The organism is Acinetobacter sp. YH01021 (assembly GCF_013420255.1).
Classification (GTDB): Bacteria; Pseudomonadota; Gammaproteobacteria; order Pseudomonadales; family Moraxellaceae; genus Acinetobacter.
On sequence record NZ_VOYO01000004.1, the window covers coordinates 176,219 to 198,121 of the forward strand.

Here is a 21,903-nt window from a genome sequence, read left to right on the forward strand (position 1 = left end):
GATAAATAATGAGCTATAGCAAACTGACCCGTGACCAGATCGCTGAACGTGTGGCACAAGATATTCCTGATGGCGCTTATGTGAACCTCGGTATTGGTTTACCGACCAAGATTTCCAGCTACCTGCCAAGCGATAAAGACGTCTTCCTGCATTCTGAAAATGGCCTGTTGGCTTTCGGTCCTCCTCCTGCTGAAGAAGACCGCGATCCTGAGCTGATTAATGCTGGTAAAGAATTCGTAACTTTACTTGAAGGCGGTTCATTCTTCCATCATGGTGATTCTTTCGCGATGATGCGTGGCGGTCACTTAGACATCGCCGTACTGGGCGCGTTCCAGGTCGCTGAAAATGGTGACTTGGCTAACTGGCATACCGGTGCACCGGATGCAATTCCAGCAGTCGGCGGTGCGATGGATCTGGCTGTGGGCGCGAAGAAAGTCTTTATTACGACTGACCACGTGACCAAAAAAGGCGAGCCAAAAATCGTGGCTGAACTGACGTATCCGGCTACTGGCTTGAAATGTGTCGACCGTATCTATACCGACCTCTGCGTGATTGATGTCACCCCTGAAGGGATGAAAGTGATTGAGAAAGTTGAAGGTCTGTCATTTGAAGAATTGCAGTCATTGACTGGTGCCAAACTGATTGATGCGACTCAATCAAATTAAGGGGAAGTCCCTTCTTTCTTGCACTTAGTTTTAAAAGCAGTGCTTTAAAACATGTTCAGGAGGGATTTAGGGAGGATTTGAGGAATAAAACTACTTCATTAAATCCCTCCCAACCTCCCTTTAAAAAGGGAGGAGTTTTCTTCTTTTAAATATGTGAGCAAATACACAATGAAAAACGCATATATTATCGATGCCATCCGTACCCCATTCGGCCGTTATGCCGGTGGTCTCGCGCCTGTCCGTGCAGATGACTTAGGTGCGCTGCCAATTAAAGCTTTGATGGAACGTAATCCAAGTGTGAACTGGGAACAGGTCGATGACGTGATCTATGGCTGTGCCAATCAGGCCGGTGAAGACAACCGTAACGTCGGTCGTATGTCTTCTCTGCTTGCAGGTTTGCCTTATCAGGTACCAGCGACGACCGTGAACCGCCTGTGTGGTTCATCGATGGATGCCATCGCAATGGCAGCACGTGCGATTAAAGCCGGTGAAGCGAATCTGATTATTGCTGGTGGTGTAGAAAGCATGTCACGCGCCCCATTCGTGATGGGCAAGTCAGAAACGGCGTATGGCCGTAGCCAGAAGATTGAAGACACCACCATGGGATGGCGTTTTATCAATCCGAAACTGAAAGAAATGTACGGCGTAGAAACCATGCCGCAAACGGCTGAAAATCTGGCGGAACAGTTCAACATCAACCGTGAAGACCAGGACAAGTTTGCCTTGACCAGCCAGCAACGTACTGCAGCAGCACAGGCCAAAGGTTTCTATAAAAATGAAATTATTCCTGTAGTGATTCCACAGCGTAAAGGCGATCCGGTGGTTGTCGATACTGATGAACATCCGCGTGCATCTACCACTGCAGAAGCTCTGGCAAAACTGAAGCCTGTGGTGAAAGCAGAGGGGACGGTAACGGCGGGTAATGCTTCAGGGATTAACGATGGTGCAGCTGCCCTGTTGATCGCGTCTGATGAAGCAATTGCTCAACATGGCTTAAAACCACGTGCCAAAATTATTGGTTCAACCGTCGTTGGTGTTGAACCACGTATCATGGGCTTTGGTCCAGCACCTGCCATTAAGAAATTACTGGCGCAAACCGGTCTGACTTTAGAGCAGATGGATGTGATCGAGCTGAATGAAGCTTTTGCAGCACAAGCTTTGGCTTGTACTCGTGACCTTGGCATTGAAGATGGTTCAGAGAAAGTCAATCCGAATGGTGGTGCAATTGCTTTGGGCCATCCACTTGGTGCATCTGGCGCACGCTTAGTCACAACCGCACTCAACCAGCTGGAACAAACTGGCGGTAAATACGGTCTTTGTTCAATGTGTATTGGTGTCGGTCAAGGCATCGCTTTGATTATTGAACGCGTCTAACAACCTATTAAAAAGATAAACCTCCTCCCTTTTTTAAAGGGAGGTCGGGAGGGATTTCAATGCCAACATTTACATCCAACGATGCCCAGATCAATTACCAGACCTTTGGTGATGCCAGCAAACCTGCCCTGGTTTTTTCTAACTCATTGGGCACTAAATTCAGCATGTGGCAACCACAAATTGAATTTTTCCAGCAAGATTATTTTGTTGTGTGTTATGACACTCGTGGTCATGGGGCTTCCTCTGCACCACAAGGTCAGTATAGTCTTGAACAGTTAGGTCAGGATGTGGTCAATCTGCTGGATCATCTGAATATCCAGAAAGCCGCTTTCTGTGGTATCTCGATGGGCGGTTTAACCGGTCAATGGTTAGCGATTAACAAGCCTGAACGTTTTAGCCACATGATTATTTGCAATACTGCTGCCAAGATTGGTCAGGAACAAGCCTGGCTGGAACGTGCCGCGTTGGTGCGTGAACAAGGTCTGGCACCGATTGCATCAACTGCAGCATCACGCTGGTTTACCGAACCCTTTATCCAAAGCAACGCAGCGACAGTTGCAGAACTTTCAAACGACCTTGGAGCTGGCAGCCCGGAAGGTTATGCAAGTTGTTGCGAAGCTTTGGCTAAGGCGGATTTACGTGAACAGATCAAAACGATTTCAGTGCCGGTACTGATTGTGGCCGGTCAGCAAGACCCCGTAACGACTGTTGCAGATGGTCAAGCCATGCAAGCTGAAATTGCACAAAGCCAGTTGTTTGAAATCAATGCCTCGCACATTTCCAATGTGGAACAACCTGAGGCCTTTAATCAGGCGGTTCAGAAATTTATTGCTGCTTAAACAATAAATGCAAAGAAAAAGCCACTGTTGATCAGTGGCTTTTTTATACTTAGATTTAAAAAATTAGTGCTGCATCAGGCCCAGATTACTAGAATCGCCGCAATCACTACCAAGCCTAGTCCCCAATGCTCCGCACGTGCCAGTTTATCTTTAAAGAAATATGCCGAAATCAGCATACTAAACAGAATCTCAATTTGTCCTAAGGTTTTCACGACCGGCACACTCATCATGCTCATGGCAGTAAACCAGCCGAGTGATGCCATAAAACTGCACACACTCACCTTAAAAGTTAAGCCCAGACGCTGCCACATGGCCACTAAAGTCTGGCGACTGAATAGGCTGAGGTAAAGCAGCATACTCAGGCACTGAAAACTGATCACCATTAACAGCACCCAGGCCGCACGATGCAAGGTGGGTAAAGTGCTTAATTCCAAACTGGTTTCGCGTACCAGAAGCGAGGTAATGGCAAAACTTAATCCACTGCCAATCCCGATCGCCAATGTTCTCGCTGAAAACCCGCTGACCTGTTGGGCTTTACTCAATAAAAATACCGCATATCCGCCCAGCGCCACACCAATCCAGGCCAAAAATGACAAATGATCTGCTAATAAGGTCACACCAATAATGGCGGCTAAAATGGCTTCACTTTTCGCCAGCCCCACCCCAACCGCGTAATTTTTTTGCTTGAACAGTTGCACCATCAGTGCCGTAGCTAAAATCTGGCTGCAACCTGCAATCACTACATAGACCCAGAACTTGGGCGTGAAGTGAACCACACTTTCAACTGGCTTGAAATAATACAGGCTGCTCAGGTAAAGCGCAGCGAATGGCAAACCGAAAATAAAGCGTGCCAGGGTGACTCCCCAGACATCGACCGTGGTGCTGAGCTGTTTTTGAAAGGCATTACGCCAAGCCTGCATAAATGCAGCCATTAAAGTGAAAAAAATCCAGCTGAATGCCATCTACTGATCGCTATTACTACAAAAGTGAATTAATTCTATGTCTTAACAAAAGGACTGACTAATTAAAAATAGGATGCTGGCCAATAGCAGAAAGTTTGGCTTAATTTGGAAAGATTCCAGCTAAAAAACAATTTTATTTTTCTCTTAAAAATCCGGATAATCCTTTCGCATCGGGATAAAACGGATTCCATGTTCTTCCGTATATTGTCCTGTTTCCACAAAACCAAAGCGATTGTAAATATCCAAGGCATAAAGACTGGATTTTACCGTAATAATTGAATGGCCTTGAAGGCGGATCTCGCTTTCTAAAAAGCGCCACATTTGCCGGCCATAACCCTGCCCCTGATAGGCCTGATTAAGGAAAAAATGCATGAAGTGTGCAGGTTCCATATAAGCCACGACGCCTATCACCTGATGATCGATTTCTGCCACAAAATAATGAATGTCCGGACGCTCGAAAATGGTCTGGATCATCTCAGGCTGAAAGCGCTGGCGACCTTCTTCCGAACTGATCACGGCATCGACAAAGGGTGCAATCACATCGACAATGGCACGAGTATCATGAATATTGGCTTTTCTAATTTTCATGTTTTTTTAAATTTCTCTTTATTAAGTTGTATACATTAAAAAAGTTATTTTTATTAAAAGTTAGCTGCTTTAGCTGTTCTTGAATGGACTTCCCCTAAATTTAAAAACCAGTCGAAATATTCGGTAATATCCTTCGATAGGCCTTGTCCGTCCGTGTTTTTAAGACGGCAACTCACTTTATTTAAAACCTTGTTTAAATATAATTTTTTTATTAAAACAAAGATTCAATTGATGTTTTATTTAATATCAAGCAGCCTATATTTACAATTCATCCATATAGAATTTTCAATGAAATTTTTATGATGTTTCTTTATCAGGAAGAAAATTAGGTAGGCATTCTGAACCTTTTTTCGTGTTCATCATCGATAAACATTTTAGGTCGTTCGCTTCCCTACAGGGAGTTTAATGAAACATTTTGAATGTGCCGTCTGCAAGCAACAGCTGTTTTTTTACAAATCAGTTTGTGATCACTGTCTGTCACCGATCGGTTATATCGCTTCGGAAAAAGAGCTATGCGCATTCGAAAAACAGAGTGCTGAGCGATGGGTTCCAATCGCCAAGAACTACCAACATGCCAGTTATAAACCCTGTCACAATTATGTAAATTATCAGGTATGCAACTGGATGATCCCCAGCGATGAAGACGAGGAATTTTGTGAATCCTGTCAGCTTACCCATGTCATTCCTGATCTGGAAAATTCCGAGAACCTGATTTACTGGTTTCGACTGGAAGAAGCCAAACGCCGTTTCCTGTATTTGGCCCAGCGCATGAACATGATGCCACGCCCTAAAAAGTCTGAAGATGATCCATTTGGTCTGCGATTTGATTTTCTCCTGCCTCAAGAAGATAAGCCTGTTTTAATTGGTCATGCTAATGGTGTCATTACCCTAAATGCAATTGAAGCTGATGTTGTTTATCGTGAAACTACACGTGTAAATATGGGTGAAAACTACCGGACTTTATTGGGTCATTTTCGTCATGAAAGTGGCCATTATTATTTTGCGCTCATGCAACATATGCATCCGGAATTGCTAGATGAATTCCGTCAGTATTTTGGCGATGAGCGGCAGGATTACGGCAAGGCACTTGAACGCCATTATAATGAAGGCGCGCCAATCAACTGGCAGGAAAAGTACATCAGTGCTTATGCTACCGCCCATCCCTGGGAAGACTGGGCAGAAACCTGGGCGCACTATCTGCATATGATGGAAACACTGGAAACTGCCTACTATGGTGGTATGCGTGTTGAAGGAAATGGCAGCTATCTGGCCAGCATGGATTTTAAAGAATGCCCGATTGGTGGACAGGATTTTGAACATATTCTGGAAAACTGGGTTACCTTGACCTTTAATCTGAATGCCTTAAACCGTTGTATGGGCCTGGAAGATGCCTACCCGTTCAAGCTGAGCGAAGCGGTTAAAGACAAGTTACGATTTATTCACCGGCATGTGCTGGAAAAAGTTTTTAAATAATTTAAAAAGTAATTTTTATAGTAAAACTATTGATGGAATGGGATCAGCAAAGTCTGAAAATATGGATTTTATTGTGTATTTTAAAAATTAATATGATTTAAAAAATCCCTGCTCCTGGCGAACCAAGAGCAGCAACTTTTGAATGAATCAGTATTTAGTTTGCTACCTGAATATACGATTTAAGATGGGCTTAAATTAGTTCCACAGCAATCGCAGTCGCTTCACCACCACCGATACATAAGGATGCAATCCCTTTCTTGCCGCCAGTACGTTTTAAGGCATGAATCAAGGTCACGATAATACGGGAACCAGAAGAACCCAATGGATGACCAAGTGCACAGGCACCGCCATTAATGTTCACTTTTGCTGGATCAAGTTTAAAGCCATCAATGGCTAACATAGTGACCATGGCGAACGCTTCGTTGATTTCCCAAAGGTCAACCTCCTGAGCATCCCAACCGGTTTTTTTCAGGACTTTTTCAATCGCACCAACAGGTGCAATAGTAAATTCTGACGGATGCTGCGAATGGCTGGCATAGGCCAGAATATTAGCTAGCGGTTTTAAGTTACGCTGTGCAGCAATTTCGCTCGAGGTGATCACCAATGCTGAAGCACCATCTGAAATTGAACTGGCATTTGCCGCAGTAATGGTGCCGTCTTTTTTGAACGCTGGACGCAGAGTTGGAATTTTATCAGCCTTGGCATTTAAAGGTTGCTCATCCTGCTCTACTATCACATCACCTTTACGGCTGCTGACAGTGACCGGCACGATTTCATCTTTAAAGAAGCCTTGCTGGACGGCGGTCACGGCTTTATTTAATGAGCCAATCGCATAGTCATCCTGCTGCTCACGCGTATAGCCTTTTTTATCCGCCATTTCCTGAGCCAAAATTCCCATCGACAGACCTGTTTCAGCATCTTCCAGACCTTCCTGGAACATGTGATCAATGACTTTGCCATGTCCCATGCGGAAACCGGCACGTGCCTTGTCCATTAAATAGGGTGCGTTTGACATCGACTCCATCCCGCCTGCAACCACAATCTCTGCTGAACCGGCCTTGATCGCATCTGCTGCCTGCATCACGGCTTTCATGCCTGAACCACAAATTTTATTGATGGTGGTCGCACCAGTTGAATCCGGTAGACCTGCCTGACGCATGGCCTGACGTGCCGGACCCTGTTTTAAACCGGCTGGCAGTACGCAGCCCATGATCACTTCATCAATATCATTGGCCGCCAATCCTGCACGTGCCACCACTTCTTTAATTGCCACAGCACCCAAATCCGGCGCGGTACAGCTTGAAAGTGAACCTTGAAAACCGCCCATCGCGGTACGTACTGCATCTACAATTACGATCATTTTAGTTTCATCCTTTTTCATCATTGTTATCCACACTGCACAGCCGAAGCTCTACAGTGTTGGTCCTTCGCAATCATTGCGGTTTAAGCCTGTGCGGTAAAATAGTCTTCAGGCAACTGCATGACCAGTTCCGCACCGGCCTGAATACGTTGAATTCGTGCACTCAAATCCGGAAGTACTTTGGCCACATAGTAATTGGCCAGTACCAGTTTGTTCTGGAAGTAGCTGTCGTCTTTGGCTGCAGCAGCTTTGCTAATCCGCGCATACATATAGACAAAGCTGAGCAGCCCAACCGCATGCAGATAATCGACAGCAATCGCGTTAGCGAAATCAGGATTCAGTCTAGACTGCTCGACGATGAATCTGGTGATGTCTTCGAGTTGCTGACAGGTCTCTAATGTCACCGTTTTAATCGTCAATGAATCATCTAGACTTTGTGCAAATTCACGGATTTCAGCAATATATTCCGCGATATAAGAACCATTACATTTGGTGGTTTTACGCCCAATCAGGTCAATCGCCTGCACGCCATTGGTGCCTTCATAAATCTGTGAAATACGCAGGTCACGAATACACTGTTCCATGCCCCATTCACGGATATAGCCATGACCACCGAAGCACATTTGCGCTTCCAGTGCAGAATCCAGTGCCTTGTCGGTCAAATAAGCTTTGGCGATTGGCGTTAACAGCGCCACACGGTCAGTCGCTTTACGCACCGCTTCAGGGTCGGTTGAGTATTTGGTAATATCCAGTTGTTGACCTACATACACCGCAAACGCACGTGAAGCTTCATTGTTAGCACGTACATTGAGCAGCATACGGCGTACATCGCCATGGACTAGAATTGAATCGGCTGGTTTTTCTGGAGATTTTGCACCAGTTGATGCACGGCCCTGTAAACGGTCCGTCGCATATTGTGCCGCATTCTGGTAGGCAAATTCTGCTGCACCAATGCCCTGAATTCCCATAGACAAACGTTCGTAGTTCATCATCACGAACATGCCGGCCAGACCTTCATTTTCATTGCCAACCATATAGCCCTTGGCGCCGTCAAAGTTCATGACGCAGGTCGCCGAGCCTTTAATTCCCATTTTATGTTCGATCGAACCGGCAGCGACTGTATTACGCTCACCCAGTGAACCATCGGCATTGATCAGGAATTTCGGCACAATAAATAATGAAATACCACGTGAACCTGCTGGTGCATTCGGAGTTTTTGCCAGCACCAGATGAATGATATTTTCACTCAGATCATGCTCACCGCTGGTAATAAAAATTTTGGTACCGGTAATATTGTACGAACCATCTTCATTCGGTTCAGCTTTGGTCTTGATAATGCCAAGATCTGTGCCGGAATGTGGTTCAGTCAGACACATAGTGCCCGACCATTCACCCGTATAGAATTTTGGTAAATAAGTTTCTTTCTGTTCCTGTGAGGCGCGGTCACTGATCGCCATACCTGCACCCACCGTTAATAGCGGATAAAGCATGAAAGATGGATTGGTGCTCCAGATCATTTCATCCGCCAGAACCGTGAGCATTTTCGGCATGTTTTGCCCGCCCCATTCTTCAGGCGCACCCAAGCCTACCCAGCCACCTTCGGCAAACTGTCTGAAAGCTTCTTTAAAACCTTTGGGTGTTGTCACCACACCATTGTTAAACTGAGCACCACCTTCTTCATCAGCAGGACGATTCAGGTCAAGAATGACATTCTTCGAAAATTTGGCCATCTCTTCCAGAATTGCATTTGCCGTTGCCATATCTAAATGTGCAAGATTTTCATTACCTTGCCAAAATTTTTCAGCTTGGAATACGTCATTTAAAATAAATTCCATGTCTTTTAGCGGCGCATTATAAATCGGCATTTCTAAATTCCTTAAAGGGTGATACTCAATCCTGTTGCCAAATATTTTCTAATTTTCATTAGAATCCAGGCAGGCCATTTTAAAATCGTGATATCCAATTCCTGCAGTATTAAATCTATATCTAGATTCATAAAGTTGCATTGAAAATCACGTCTTTATGTTCAGTATAAGTGACTGAATATGCCAGCTTAATATTGATCTACTTTCCGTACTAAACCCTGATGAATATGGGCTTAAAACAGTCAAAGGATTTAGCTTCGTGCGCTGAAACAATAAAATAATTATACTGAAAATGGAATTTTATTTAGCAAAGTTGATCTCTAGGGTTCAGTTTTCTTGACAATATTTCTGTCCGCTTAGCATCGCTATTTTTATTTGTCAGCAGTTGCTGCATAAATATACAAAATGAGATAAATATCACGACCTTAGTTTTATAGCCATCGCGTGCAAAATTGCATATTCTTGAAAGGTTCTTTTTCGAAAAGTATGGACCAAGAAGATGACGACTGTAAGACAGCAGAACTTCCTTCTTCGTAAAGAGAAGATCCTCAGCATGGCGGAAAGCCTGCTACTGGATAATAATCAGGACATTACCCTGAGTGAGCTGGCCAGTGAACTGGACATCGCAAAAGGAACCATCTACAAACATTTTAAAAGCAAGAACCAGTTATATTTAGAACTGATTATTCTGAATGAAAAAAGAATTCTAGAAATATCAAAAAAGCATAATAACGATATTAAAAATTATGTTTCACAATATATGCTCTATCACATGCTCAATTCAAACCGAACCATCCTGTTGCATGTCATTGAAGAGCGTTTAACCAATAACGAGAAAAATTTGAAAGAATTATTTCAGGAGCTTTATCGTATTCGTGAAGAACGGATTATCCGGATTAAAGACATCACCCATGATTATCTGGTGGCTTTAGAAAGTGCCATGTCGATTCGCGATTATTTGTCTTATATCTGGACAGTCACCTATGGCGCTTCGCTGTTATTAAATTCGACCAATTACCAAAAAGCGATTGGGTCACGTGAACGTCTGATTAAGCTGTATATTAATCAGGCGCTGATGACGCCAGATAAAATCTCATCGGTATAATCACTATAATAAAAAAATGCCTGATCGAATCAGGCATTTTTTTATTTGTTTGTATGAGTGCATAAGATCACTTTCGCGATTTAACTCGACACCCATCAGGCTGCCACAGGTGGAAAACCATCTTCAGTTAAAGCTGCAACAATCTCGGATTCGCTCACACTCGATTCAACCTCGACCAGTTTGCTGGCCACGTCAATATTCACAGTGGCATTTTCATCCAGATCTTTAATCGTAGCCGTGACACTGCGCGCGCAGCCACCACAGGTCATGTTTTCAATACGGAATTTCATGTTTAGCTCCATAGGATCGGTTTAAAGTTTATCTGATTCGGCAGACGATATTTAATCTGAGCTGAACTGCAGATCAGGTCAGTGCTGCCCAGGAATGATACCCTGTTCAATCTGTTTTAAAATCTGGCAATCGGACTGTTCATTGCCGGCACACTGCTCAACCGATTGCTGTAAAATTAATAGCATATGCTGCATATCAGCAATTTTCTGTTGTAAAAACTGGATATGTTTTTGTGCCAGCTGTTTGACCTCACTACTCTGGCGTGAGCTGTTCAGCCACAGACCGAGTAATTCTTTCATCTGCTCTGAAGAAAATCCAAGTTCACGTGCATGCTGGATAAAACTTAAGGTTTTAATATCCGCATCACTATAAACCCGATAACCTGTATCACTGCGTTTCGGAGCCGGCAACAAACCAATGTCTTCATAATAACGAATCATTTTCGCAGAGATGCCGGACCGTTTTGCGGCCTGACCAATATTCATCATACTGACTCCTTAAACTGCACCGGTTGATAGGCTTTTAATCTCAAGGCATTGCTGACGACGAACACGGAGGATAGTGCCATCGCGCCTGCGGCAAACATTGGCGATAACAAGATGCCCCAGAATGGATATAGCACACCTGCAGCAATCGGAATTAAGGCAATATTATAGACAAAGGCCCAAAACAGGTTCTGTTTGATATTGCGCATGGTCGCCTGACTCAAGCCTATCCCCGTTGCCACATGCTGTAAATTGCCTGACATCAACACCACATCGGCTGCTTCAATCGCGACATCGGTACCGGTACCAATCGCCATACCGACATCGGCCTGTGCCAGTGCCGGCGCATCATTGATTCCATCTCCAACAAAAGTGAGCACACCATATTGCTGCTGGAGTTGACGTACCGCATCGACTTTTTCATGCGGCAAGACTTCGGCAATCACCTGATCGATTTTCAGCTGTTTGGCGATCGCCTGTGCGGTATGCTGGTGATCCCCGGTAATCATCGCCACTTTGAGGCCTTGGTCATGCAAGGCCTGAATCGCGCTATAAGTGGTCGGTTTAATCGGATCGGCTACGGCAATAATTGCAGCCAGCTTTTGATTAATCGCTACATATAAAGGACTGCGGCCCTGATCACCGAGCTTTTGTGCAGTGTCTCTAAACAGATCGACATTTAAGCCCAAGTCCTGCATCAAACGTTCTGCACCAATATGCAGTTGCTGACCGGACACCTGTGCTTTGACCCCTGCACCAGTAATTGAATCAAAATCCGTCACGTCCATCAGTTCCAGCTCTTGCTCGCGAGCAGCCTGAACAATGGCGTGGGCAATCGGATGTTCTGACTTGGCCTCCACCGAAGCCACCAGCTGTAATACGGTCTGCTGATTAAAATCAGCGGTGACTTCAAAGTCGGTCAGCAATGGTTTTCCTTCAGTCAAGGTTCCAGTTTTATCCAGCGCGACGACTTTGGTTTGCTGCAATAACTGCAATGCTTCGCCCTTACGGAACAACACGCCCAGTTCTGCTGCACGGCCAGTTCCGACCATAATTGAAGTAGGAGTCGCCAGCCCCATCGCACATGGACAGGCAATAATCAGTACGGCGACCGCATTTACCAAGGCGTAGGTCAGATTCGGCTCAGGCCCAAACAGGAACCAGACCATAAAGGTCAAGGCCGCCAGTGCCATAACAGCCGGCACAAACCATAAAGTCACTTTATCGACCACCGCCTGAATTGGCAGTTTTGAGCCTTGCGCCTGTTCTACCATCTGAATAATCTGCGCCAGTACCGAATCCTGACCGACTGCAGTAGCTTTGATTTGTAGGGTTCCGTTCTGGTTTACCGTACCGCCGACCACCTGATCGCCAGCCTGTTTGGCCACAGGTAAAGGCTCACCGCTAATCATCGCTTCATCAATATAACTTTGTCCTGCAACCACTTCACCATCGACGGCGACTTTTTCACCCGGACGGATTTCAATCAGCATGCCTTGTTGTACATCGGCAATTGCCAGATCAACCCAGTGATCATTTTGTTGTACTCGGGCTGTTTTCGGTTGCAAGCCGATCAGATACTGAATCGCTTCTGAGGTTTTCCCTTTGGCTTTGGCTTCCAGATAGCGCCCCAGTAAAATCAGCGCGACAATGACGGCGGCCGCTTCAAAATACACATGCACGGTGGACTGCGGTAACAACTGCGGAAAAAAGGTCGCGATACAGGAAAAGCCATAGGCGGCAATGGTTCCAACGGCCACCAGCGAGTTCATATCCGGTGCCAAGCGTAACAATGCCGGAATCCCATGCTGATAAAAACGCCGTCCCGGAATAATCAGCACCAAAGTGGTCAGTACAAACTGCAGATACCAGCTGTTCTGGGTTCCCAGCGTATGGGCAATAAAATGATGAAATGCCGGAATCAGATGCGAGCCCATTTCCAGAATAAATACAGGTGCTGTCAGAATGACTGCAAGCCATAAATCTCGTTTCAGTTGTGCCGTTTCATTGGCTTTCTTTTCCTGAAAAGCATCATGGCTATCTGTCGACATATCCCTACCAGATTTTATGGTGGCCTGATAACCGGCTTTCTCCACCGCAGCAATCAAGGCCGGAATCTGGGCATGCGAGGCCTTCACCCAGGCAGTTTCGGTGGCCAGATTGACCTGTGCTTCGCTGACACCTTCTACTTTCAATAAAGCTTTTTCAACCCGTGCCACACATGAAGCGCAAGTCATACCCTCAATAGCCAGTTCAATCCGATTGCTCTGAATATCAAAACCGGCTTTTTGCACTGCCTGAGTTAGTTTGGACAATGGTACAGAGTTGATCGCACTCACATGCGCCTTTTCAGTGGCCAGATTCACTTGTGCATCCAGCACGCCTTCCACTTTTTTTAGGGCTTTTTCTACGCGAGCCACACAGGATGCACAGGTCATGCCTTCAATATTTAAATCAAACTGTTGCGTCGGTACATCAAAACCGGATTTTTCAATTGCTTGAACCAGCGCAGCGGCAGCAATTGGCTGCTGGCTTTTAATAAAAGCTTTTTCAGTCGATAGATTGACAGACGCCTCGACCACGCCTTCAATTTTTTTCAAGGCTTTTTCCACCCGAGCTACACAGGAGGCGCAGGTCATACCGCCAATCTGCACCTGCTGTTCATATAAGCGGTTGCTGTCTTGTTCTGCCATGCCCATCTCCATGCTTCAACTCACTGTTGAGCTTATAGCTTAAACATTCCCATCATGGTAAGGTCAAGTCTTTCATCTGACTATTTTAAAAATAATGCAGCGTCCTGCTGCGATTTAAAACCACCCAATAAAAAGCCCGAAGATGACTTCGGGCTTGTATGGCAGTATTTAAAATATAAAATGCATCAATGTTATTCGGCAGAAATATCTTCAAATAAGATCGAAGACAGATAGCGTTCACCACCGTCTGGCAAAATCACCACAATATTTTTACCGGCATTTTCAGGGCGAGCCGCCAATTGTGCCGCTGCTGCCATAGCCGCGCCACTTGAAATGCCGACCAGGATACCTTCCTGAGCTGCCGTTTTACGTGCCCACTCGACTGCATCTGCGCTATTAATGGCAATCACTTCATCAACGAGGTCTAAATCCAGATTACCCGGAATGAAGTTGGCACCAATCCCCTGAATTTTGTGTGGTCCAGGTGTAATGTCTTCACCGCGTTTGGCCTGACCAATAATTGCAGACTCAGCGGGTTCCACCGCCACTGAATATAAAGGCTTATTTTTTACCTTTTCAAAGTAGCGTGAAATACCGGTAATGGTTCCACCCGTTCCGACACCTGCGACCAGAATATCGACATTGCCCGCAGTCGCTTCCCAGATTTCTGGGCCCGTAGTTTCTTCATGAATTTTAGGATTGGCCGGATTTTCAAACTGTTGTGGCAGGTAGTACAGTTCAGGATTTTCATTGACTAGACGTTGTGCTTCTTCAATCGCGCCTTTCATGCCTTTGGCCGGATCAGTCAAAACCAGATTGGCACCCAATGCTTTCACCACCTTACGGCGTTCAATACTCATACTTGAAGGCATAGTCAAAGTAATGTCATAACCTTTGGCTGCCGCAACAAAAGCCAATGCAATACCGGTATTGCCGCTGGTTGGCTCGACAATATGCATACCGGATTTGAGCTTGCCAGATTTTTCAGCATCATTAATCAACGCGGCACCAATACGACACTTGACTGAGAATGCCGGATTACGGCTTTCAATTTTCGCAAGTACCGTGGCCGGAGCGGAAATCACACGATTAATACGAACAAGCGGTGTATTTCCAATCGCGTCTGCATTATTACTATAAACCGCTATACCTAAATTATTCGGTGTTGGAAAAGCTGAATCTGTACTCATGATGATATCCCTGATGTTATTGGTTCAAGTCGCTTAAACATCATACAAGCATTTTTTTGCTTTGTAGATGTTTGATGAAACTTGCACTTCATTGCACGAATGTGAACTAAAATACTTTCTGCACTATGCAATAAATTTATCTTATCTATCAATATTTAAAATATAATTTTAATTGATAATTCAATTCATTAAAAACCATAAAACTTAACTGTTTTTAGCAAGGTATTACGGGCTAAGACCCGTATAATTAGCGGGCTGTAACTTTATAATGGACATATTGAATGAAAACCGATTTTGAAATCACGACTATGCGCGATTCAGCAGAACAGGTCGTTGGCATTTTAAAATCTCTGGCCAATACCGACCGTCTTCTTATTTTATGTCATCTGTCTCAAGCGGAACTGAATGTTTCAGAAATTGAGGAAATAACTGAGATTAAACAGCCGACACTTTCCCAGCAGCTCATGATGTTGCGCAAAAGCGATGTGGTAGATACCCGGCGCGACGGCAAACAGATTTATTATTCAATTAAAGATCAAAATTTGATTGTGGTCTTAAATACCCTTTATCAATTGTATTGTGGCAATCCAGCTAAATAAAGAATCTTTCTTTTTTCAGTCATCAAGATAAGTTTCTTTAAACTCTTATTGAGGTCGTTCTACACCACTAAGATCACGATCATAGAGTTTTTTAAATGATCTACGACTGACCCAGATGTTTCATTTTAAACATGATTCATCAAGAATCTAGATCAGCTAAGACTTCTTAGCAGAATTTGTGCATAATATATCTATATTTGTGATTTAGACCTTTTTATGCAAAATTCCAAGTCTAAACTTCTGCATAGACTGCCTGCCTGGGCATGGTTAAGCCACTACACGCCGGTCAAATTTAAGTCTGATGTGCTGGCTGCCCTGATTGTGGTGGCAATGCTGGTGCCTCAAGGGATGGCCTATGCCATGCTGGCAGGATTGCCGCCGATCATGGGTTTATATGCGAGCATCCTGCCGATGATCATTTATGCCCTGCTCGGTGGGAGTTCGACTTTATCGATTGGCCCGGTAGCCATCATTTCCATAATGACTTTTGCTACGCTCAATCCACTTTTTGAAGTCGGCTCACCAGTCTATATTGAAGCTGCGACTTTATTGGCACTGATGGTCGGGATTATTTCCCTGCTTTTGGGATTATTCCGTTTTGGTTTTCTGATCCAGTTGATCAGTCATCCCGTGATTCAAAGCTTTATTATTGCCTCTGCCTTATTGATTGCGTTTGGGCAGTTAAAGTTTTTGGTCGATCTTCCTTTAAAAGCCAATAACCTTCCGGAGTTTGTCAGCAGTTTGCTGCAATATTTCCCGCTGCTGCACGTGCCGAGCCTGATTTTCGGCCTGTTCTCTATAGGTTTGTTAATCTATCTGCCCAAGTTATTAAAATCTCAGGCTGTACAAAGCCGGATCGGCTCTACAGATTTTCTGGTACGTGCAGTGCCCCTGATTCTGGTATGTCTCGGCATTGCAGCAATTGTATTTCTGGATTTAAAGCTTCAGGGCATTAAAACCGTCGGTGCAATTCCGTCCGGTTTTCCACCCTTGTCTTTTCCACACTGGAACTGGGAACTGGTCATGACCTTATTACCGGGTGCCAGCATGATCGCCATGATCAGTTTTGTGGAGTCACTATCGATTGCTCAAGCGACGGCCTTGCAGCAACGCAGTCATTTAAACAGTAATCAGGAACTGATTGCGCTCGGTCTGGCCAATATCAGTGCAGGCGTGAGTTCAGCTTTTCCTGTCACGGGCAGCCTGTCACGGACTGTAGTAAACGCCGATGCCGGTGCCAAATCACCTATGGCCGGTGTTTTATCCTCGATTCTGATTATTTTCGTGAGTCTGTTCTTTACCGGATTTTTTGAAGATCTGCCGCTGACCATTCTGGCCGCGACGATTATTGTTTCCATCTGGAAGCTGGTTAATCTCCAGCCATTTTTTGATGCCTGGCGCTATTCCAAGGCAGATGGCCTTGCCATGTGGATTACTTTTCTGGGCGTGGTCCTGATTGATATTTCCACCGGTTTGATTATTGGAATCGTCTCGACCTTTGTGCTGATGTTATGGCGAATCAGCCGTCCGCATATTGCAGTTGTCGGTCTGGTCGAAGGAACCCAGCATTTTCGTAATATTCAGCGGCATCAGGTCAGTACCTCCGACCGGGTGCTGTCACTACGGATTGATGAGAATCTGACGTTTCTGAATGCCAATAGCTTCAAAGGTTATCTGATCAATGAGATCAGCCTGAATGACCAGCTACAACATGTGATTATCAACTATTCCAGCATCAGTGCGATTGATCTGAGTGCCCTGGAAATGCTGGAAGATTTAAATGCGGAACTGGCCAAACTGGATATTCGTCTGCATTTTGCCGAAGTCAAAGGTCCGGTCATAGACAAGCTGCAAGCTTCTAAATTGATGACGCATTTGAGCGGGCGCATTTATCTGACCCATTTTCAGGCGATTCAGGACCTGGCGCCAGAGATCTTTGAGCAGCATAAAGATTATACAATTTAAGACAGCAGATACTTGAACTTATGGCCGGAAATTCCAACCGGTCATAAGTTCTAACTTCTTAAATTTTCAAATATAATTTGAATTTATCTATTTAACTTTGATATTTATTTCATGAATACAATTTTAAAAGTGGTGATTTATTCATCATTTTAAGAAGTTTTTCTTCAATATAAGCAATGTTTTAAAGCAATTAATTTTAGAATAAATCAATAATATCAATATCTTGGTTTTTATATAAAAATATATTTTAAGCCTTGTTTAAATTAAGTATAAAATAGCGCAACTTTTTCCCAAATTTAGCCCTCGTAATTTTCACAAGGCAACCTTATGTTTTCTGCCCTTATGCGCATGAGCTTAGTCTCTCGAATCATCATCGCCATTATTTTAGGTGTGGGTGTGGCTGTGGTATTTCCCGAAGCTACTCCCTCATTAAGCCTATTGGGCGACCTGTTTATTAAAGCCTTGAAGTCTGTTGCAACGATTCTGGTTTTCATTTTAGTTTTAGCTTCTATCGCGAATTTTAAGGTGGGTCAATCCAACACCCCCATCAAACCGATTATGATCATGTATGCAGTGGGTATGTTCCTTGCTGCACTGAGCGCTGTGGTGTCGAGCATCTTATTTCCAAGTACGCTGTTTCTGGATATCGCTGCACAAGCTGAATTACAGCCACCTGGCAGTCTGGTAGAAATCCTGAAGAATTTACTGCTCAGTTTTGTTACCAATCCGGTCGTTGCGATTGCTGAAGCAAACTTTATTGGTATTCTGGCTTGGGCAGTGGCCTTGGGTATTGCCTTCCGTCATGCATCGGATAGCACCAAGACGCTTTTGAATGATGCCGCCTTTGCAGTGAACTATGTGATTCGTTTAGTGATCAGCTTTGCACCTTTGGGTATTTTTGGTCTGGTTGCAGTGACTTTTGCTGAATCTGGTCTGGATACGCTGACCAGTTACGTACATTTACTTGCTGTGTTGCTCGGAACGATGGTTTTCGTTGCACTGGTAATTAATCCGCTTCTGGTTGCCTTAATGACACGCAACAACCCGTATCCACTGGTATTCACTTGCTTGCGCGAAAGTGGCATTACCGCTTTCTTTACCCGTAGTTCGGCAGCCAATATTCCAGTCAATCTGGACTTGGCAAAACGTCTGGGCGTCAAGGAATCAACTTCAAGTATCGCAATTCCTTTGGGTGCTACGATCAACATGGCAGGTGCTTCTGTGACCATTACTGTATTGTCATTGGCGGCTGTAAATACTTTGGGGATTAGCGTCGATTTCAGCACTATGCTCATTCTTTCTGTGGTGGCAACCGTTTCGGCATGTGGCGCTTCAGGGGTTGCAGGAGGTTCATTGTTACTGATTCCAGTTGCATGTGGCCTGTTTGGGATTTCTTCGGATATTGCCATGCAAGTCGTTGCAATTGGTATGGTCATTAGCGTATTACAGGATTCTACTGAAACCGCGCTAAACTCATCGACTGATGTTTTATTTACTGCAGCAGTAGACCGCGCATCAAATTGATTTTATATTGATTAATCAATATGTTTAGCCAATGATGTTGTTATGCCATTACAGCGTTTACCTACCTGGGTACAATTAGGGGCGTTTTTTCTTGCGGTCAATGCCGGCATGATTAACGTCCTGGGTCTGGTGACGGTACTGCACCAGTCTGTTTCACATATGACCGGCAATGTCAGCATGCTGGCCATGGCCCTGCTGAACTGGCAACCAGAACAGATGTTGTATCTCTTTCTGGTCACACTCTGCTATGTCATTGGTTCATCCTATAGCGGACTGATTCTTGGAAATAGCCACTTTCGCTTGGGGCAGCTTTATGGTTACCCTTTAAGCCTGGTGGCTATTTTTATTTTGATCTGCTGGTTATTATTGCCCTATTTCCCGCGTTATGCCTTGTTATGGGCCTGTGTTGCCATGGGTGTGCAAAATGCCATGGTTAGCCACTATAAAGGTGCCATCATTCGCACCACGCATTTATCTGGCGTACTGACCGACCTCGGCTTGGCGATGGGCTACCGTTTGCGCGGTTTAGAGGTGGAATCACGACGCGTGGTTCTGCATTTGCTTATTTTGCTCGGTTTTTTAAGCGGTGGCATTCTTGCCAGCTGGCTATATCCTTATTTAAAATTAAATGCATTCCTGATCCCGGCAGTGCTGAGTCTGGTTCTCAGTCTCACGTATTGGGTGATTTATTTACGTTATCGACATCAACACGACTAATATCTGGACATTCTCATGGTTAAAAATGCATTGCAGGCACAATTGTTAAAGGCAGGATTGGTCGATAATAAAAAAGCCAAAAAACTGTCTAAACAGGCTGTGCATGAAAAACGCACCGGTGACGGTACCGAGGCTGAAATCAAGGCCAAGATTGAACAAGACAAACAGCAAAAAATGGCTAAAGATCAGGCGATTGAGCAAGAGAAAAAAGCAGCTTTGCAGGAAAAAGAACTCAAAGCCGCAATCATGCAAATGATTAATCAGCACAAAATCCGTGATACTGATGGCGATGCGGTGTATCAGTTTATTGATGACAGTAAAATCAAGAAAGTCTATTTAAATCAGCAAATCTATAATGCGCTGGTGGCAGGCAGTCTGGTGATTGCCCGTGAAAATGACAGCTATGCTTTCTTGCCTAAAGCTCTGGCAGATCGTATCAATGCGAAAATGCAGGGCTTTATTATTGTGAATAATTCAGAGAAAAATGAAGAAACCACTGATGAAGAAGATCCGTATGCAGCTTATGTAATTCCTGATGATTTGATGTGGTAAGCATCGCGATATCATCAATGAAATATCGAAAATCAGAAACCGGCGAATTCGCCGGTTTTTTCATTTTTATGCACTTTTATTGAATGATTCTGACCAATAGATATGTTTTAAAAAGTTATCCAATATTAAAAAACCTGATCCAAATCTATAAACTTGATCTAAATTTTTGATTGAAGAGAAAGATCGTTTGGAACAGTTTAATTTTATTCGGAATATTCAAGAATGGGCAGATCAGTACCCATGGCTGGAAATGCTATCTTCACTGAGTATTGTGATTTTACTGGCGATTCTTGCCAATCTATTTGCCAAGCAAATTGTGGTACGCGGAATACGTCAACTGATTTCCAGAATGCCTTTTGCCAATAATCAGATTTTTGCCGAGCATAGCGTGATTCGCCGGATTGCCAATATTGTTCCGGCAGTCGTAATCATGAACGGGATTACCACGGTACCGCATTTATCTGACAAGGTTGAATCCTTTGTGCAAATGGGGGCACAGGCTTTTATCTTCCTGACAATTGCCTTGGCCCTGGGTGAATTACTGAATATTTTTAATCTGGTCTATCAGCGTAATCCCAAATCCCGTAACAAACCCATCAAAGGTTATTTGCAGCTGGTCAAGCTGATTATCTTTATTGTCTGTGGCCTGATGATTCTCGGCACTTTCCTGAAAAAGGATGTCTTTACCTTGCTGGCTGGCTTCGGTGCCATGGCCGCGGTGTTGATGCTGGTCTTTCAAAATACCATTTTGTCGCTGGTGGCGTCGGTTCAGATTTCATCTTATGACATGGTGCGTATTGGCGACTGGATCGAAATGCCCTCGCTGAATGCGGACGGAGATGTCATTGATATGTCATTACATACCATTACGGTACAGAATTTTGATAAAACAGTGACCACGATTCCCACCAATAAACTGGTGACGGACACTTTTAAAAACTGGCGTGGTATGCAGGAAGCCGGTGCGCGCCGGATCAAGCGCTCGATTCATATTGATCAAAGCAGCGTGCATTTTATGTCGGCTGAAGAACAGAATAAGCTGAAAAATTTTATTTTGCTGGATCAATACCTGAATACCAAATCAGAGGAACTGGAACAATTTAACCTGCAACTGAGTCATCATTCGCAATATAACCAGCGCCGTCTCACCAATCTGGGAACTTTCCGTGCCTATGTAGAGTTTTATCTGCAACAACATTCGGGCATTAGTAAAAATCATTCCCTGATGGTGCGCCAATTGCAGCCAACCAGTGAGGGTTTACCATTAGAGATTTATGCTTTTACCAATACTACCGCCTGGGTGGAGTATGAAAATATCCAGTCGGATATCATGGATCATCTGCTGGCGATTATTCCGGAATTTGGATTAAAGGTCTATCAAGCGCCTTCAGGTCTTGATTTAAAGGAAGCATTTACTCAACCGTCTTCTATTATTACTTAAATACAAGTCATCCAATCTCAAGCCTGAGGTGCTGCTGCATTTCAGGCTTTTTTATTTCCTCATCTATTTAAAACCTGACTGGCATAAATCTGGCTTTAGTTTAAGTTTTATAATCTAAGTTTTAATTGAGTGAATCATTTTGTGGCAATTTCACCCAATTACGGGCTTAAAAAAACAGAATCCTTTATAATTCCCGAAAAGCAAAATGCATGATA

19 protein-coding genes are annotated in these 21,903 nt (G+C 44.2%); 11 read left to right on the forward strand and 8 right to left on the reverse strand.

The genetic code is table 11. The features are described 5' to 3' along the window. Positions 1-8: 8 nt before the first annotated feature. From FTT86_RS05345 to pcaD, 3 genes are all read left to right on the forward strand, one after another. On the forward strand, positions 9-665 hold the full coding sequence (locus FTT86_RS05345) for a 3-oxoacid CoA-transferase subunit B (protein ID WP_004731112.1): 657 nt from the start codon (positions 9-11) through the stop codon (positions 663-665). Positions 666-833: 168 nt separating this feature from the next. Further along, positions 834-2,039: a 3-oxoadipyl-CoA thiolase gene (pcaF, locus tag FTT86_RS05350; RefSeq protein ID WP_004731114.1), complete on the forward strand. Its 1,206-nt coding sequence runs from the start codon at positions 834-836 to the stop codon at positions 2,037-2,039. A gap of 59 nt (positions 2,040-2,098) precedes the next feature. Continuing rightward, complete coding sequence (gene pcaD, locus FTT86_RS05355) at positions 2,099-2,878, forward strand: 3-oxoadipate enol-lactonase (RefSeq protein ID WP_180180754.1); 780 nt, start codon at positions 2,099-2,101, stop codon at positions 2,876-2,878. 74 nt (positions 2,879-2,952) lie between these two features. Here the strand turns inward: pcaD and FTT86_RS05360 are convergent, their stop codons facing one another. Continuing rightward, positions 2,953-3,840 (reverse strand): DMT family transporter, encoded by an 888-nt coding sequence (locus FTT86_RS05360; RefSeq protein WP_180180755.1) that lies wholly within the window; start codon positions 3,838-3,840, stop codon positions 2,953-2,955. Positions 3,841-3,984: 144 nt separating this feature from the next. Beyond that, positions 3,985-4,428 carry a GNAT family N-acetyltransferase gene (locus FTT86_RS05365; protein ID WP_180180756.1) on the reverse strand — a complete coding sequence of 148 codons (444 nt, stop codon included), beginning with the start codon at positions 4,426-4,428 and terminating at the stop codon, positions 3,985-3,987. A gap of 405 nt (positions 4,429-4,833) precedes the next feature. Here FTT86_RS05365 and FTT86_RS05370 point away from each other — a divergent pair, with 405 nt between their 5' ends. Beyond that, entirely contained in the window at positions 4,834-5,901 is a 1,068-nt protein-coding gene (locus tag FTT86_RS05370) for a putative zinc-binding metallopeptidase (protein ID WP_004647052.1), read from the forward strand. Positions 5,902-6,091: 190 nt separating this feature from the next. Here FTT86_RS05370 and FTT86_RS05375 read toward each other — a convergent pair whose 3' ends face one another. Together FTT86_RS05375 and FTT86_RS05380 are read right to left on the reverse strand one after the other, a co-directional pair. Further along, on the reverse strand, positions 6,092-7,261 hold the full coding sequence (locus FTT86_RS05375) for a thiolase family protein (protein WP_004280402.1): 1,170 nt from the start codon (positions 7,259-7,261) through the stop codon (positions 6,092-6,094). Positions 7,262-7,344: 83 nt separating this feature from the next. Beyond that, entirely contained in the window at positions 7,345-9,126 is a 1,782-nt protein-coding gene (locus FTT86_RS05380) for an acyl-CoA dehydrogenase C-terminal domain-containing protein (protein WP_180180757.1), read from the reverse strand. Between the two features lie 499 nt (positions 9,127-9,625). Here FTT86_RS05380 and FTT86_RS05385 point away from each other — a divergent pair, with 499 nt between their 5' ends. Further along, positions 9,626-10,231 (forward strand): TetR/AcrR family transcriptional regulator, encoded by a 606-nt coding sequence (locus FTT86_RS05385; RefSeq protein ID WP_004280405.1) that lies wholly within the window; start codon positions 9,626-9,628, stop codon positions 10,229-10,231. Positions 10,232-10,326: 95 nt separating this feature from the next. Here FTT86_RS05385 and FTT86_RS05390 read toward each other — a convergent pair whose 3' ends face one another. The 4 genes from FTT86_RS05390 to cysK all read right to left on the reverse strand — a co-directional run bounded on the left by FTT86_RS05390 (position 10,327) and on the right by cysK (position 14,890). Continuing rightward, complete coding sequence (locus tag FTT86_RS05390) at positions 10,327-10,521, reverse strand: heavy-metal-associated domain-containing protein (protein ID WP_144724668.1); 195 nt, start codon at positions 10,519-10,521, stop codon at positions 10,327-10,329. 78 nt (positions 10,522-10,599) lie between these two features. After that, complete coding sequence (gene cueR / locus FTT86_RS05395) at positions 10,600-11,010, reverse strand: Cu(I)-responsive transcriptional regulator (RefSeq protein WP_180180758.1); 411 nt, start codon at positions 11,008-11,010, stop codon at positions 10,600-10,602. Beyond that, positions 11,007-13,706 (reverse strand): heavy metal translocating P-type ATPase, encoded by a 2,700-nt coding sequence (locus FTT86_RS05400; protein WP_180180768.1) that lies wholly within the window; start codon positions 13,704-13,706, stop codon positions 11,007-11,009. Before FTT86_RS05400 ends, cueR begins: the two co-directional genes overlap by 4 nt. Before the next feature lie 185 nt (positions 13,707-13,891). After that, positions 13,892-14,890, reverse strand: a complete 999-nt coding sequence (cysK, locus tag FTT86_RS05405; protein WP_180180759.1) for a cysteine synthase A — start codon at positions 14,888-14,890, stop codon at positions 13,892-13,894. A 281-nt stretch (positions 14,891-15,171) separates the two neighbouring features. Between cysK and FTT86_RS05410 the strand changes: the two genes are divergently transcribed. The 6 genes from FTT86_RS05410 to FTT86_RS05435 all read left to right on the forward strand — a co-directional run bounded on the left by FTT86_RS05410 (position 15,172) and on the right by FTT86_RS05435 (position 21,688). Further along, positions 15,172-15,489 (forward strand): helix-turn-helix transcriptional regulator, encoded by a 318-nt coding sequence (locus FTT86_RS05410; RefSeq protein WP_004280410.1) that lies wholly within the window; start codon positions 15,172-15,174, stop codon positions 15,487-15,489. Between the two features lie 216 nt (positions 15,490-15,705). Further along, positions 15,706-17,454, forward strand: a complete 1,749-nt coding sequence (locus tag FTT86_RS05415) for a SulP family inorganic anion transporter (RefSeq protein ID WP_180180760.1) — start codon at positions 15,706-15,708, stop codon at positions 17,452-17,454. A gap of 327 nt (positions 17,455-17,781) precedes the next feature. Next, on the forward strand, positions 17,782-18,978 hold the full coding sequence (gene sstT / locus FTT86_RS05420; RefSeq protein ID WP_180180761.1) for a serine/threonine transporter SstT: 1,197 nt from the start codon (positions 17,782-17,784) through the stop codon (positions 18,976-18,978). 42 nt (positions 18,979-19,020) lie between these two features. Continuing rightward, on the forward strand, positions 19,021-19,695 hold the full coding sequence (locus FTT86_RS05425) for a YoaK family protein (RefSeq protein WP_004647063.1): 675 nt from the start codon (positions 19,021-19,023) through the stop codon (positions 19,693-19,695). Positions 19,696-19,710: 15 nt separating this feature from the next. Continuing rightward, complete coding sequence (locus FTT86_RS05430; protein ID WP_004731139.1) at positions 19,711-20,247, forward strand: DUF2058 domain-containing protein; 537 nt, start codon at positions 19,711-19,713, stop codon at positions 20,245-20,247. Positions 20,248-20,413: 166 nt separating this feature from the next. Beyond that, complete coding sequence (locus tag FTT86_RS05435; RefSeq protein WP_004647066.1) at positions 20,414-21,688, forward strand: mechanosensitive ion channel family protein; 1,275 nt, start codon at positions 20,414-20,416, stop codon at positions 21,686-21,688. Positions 21,689-21,903: the final 215 nt, after the last annotated feature.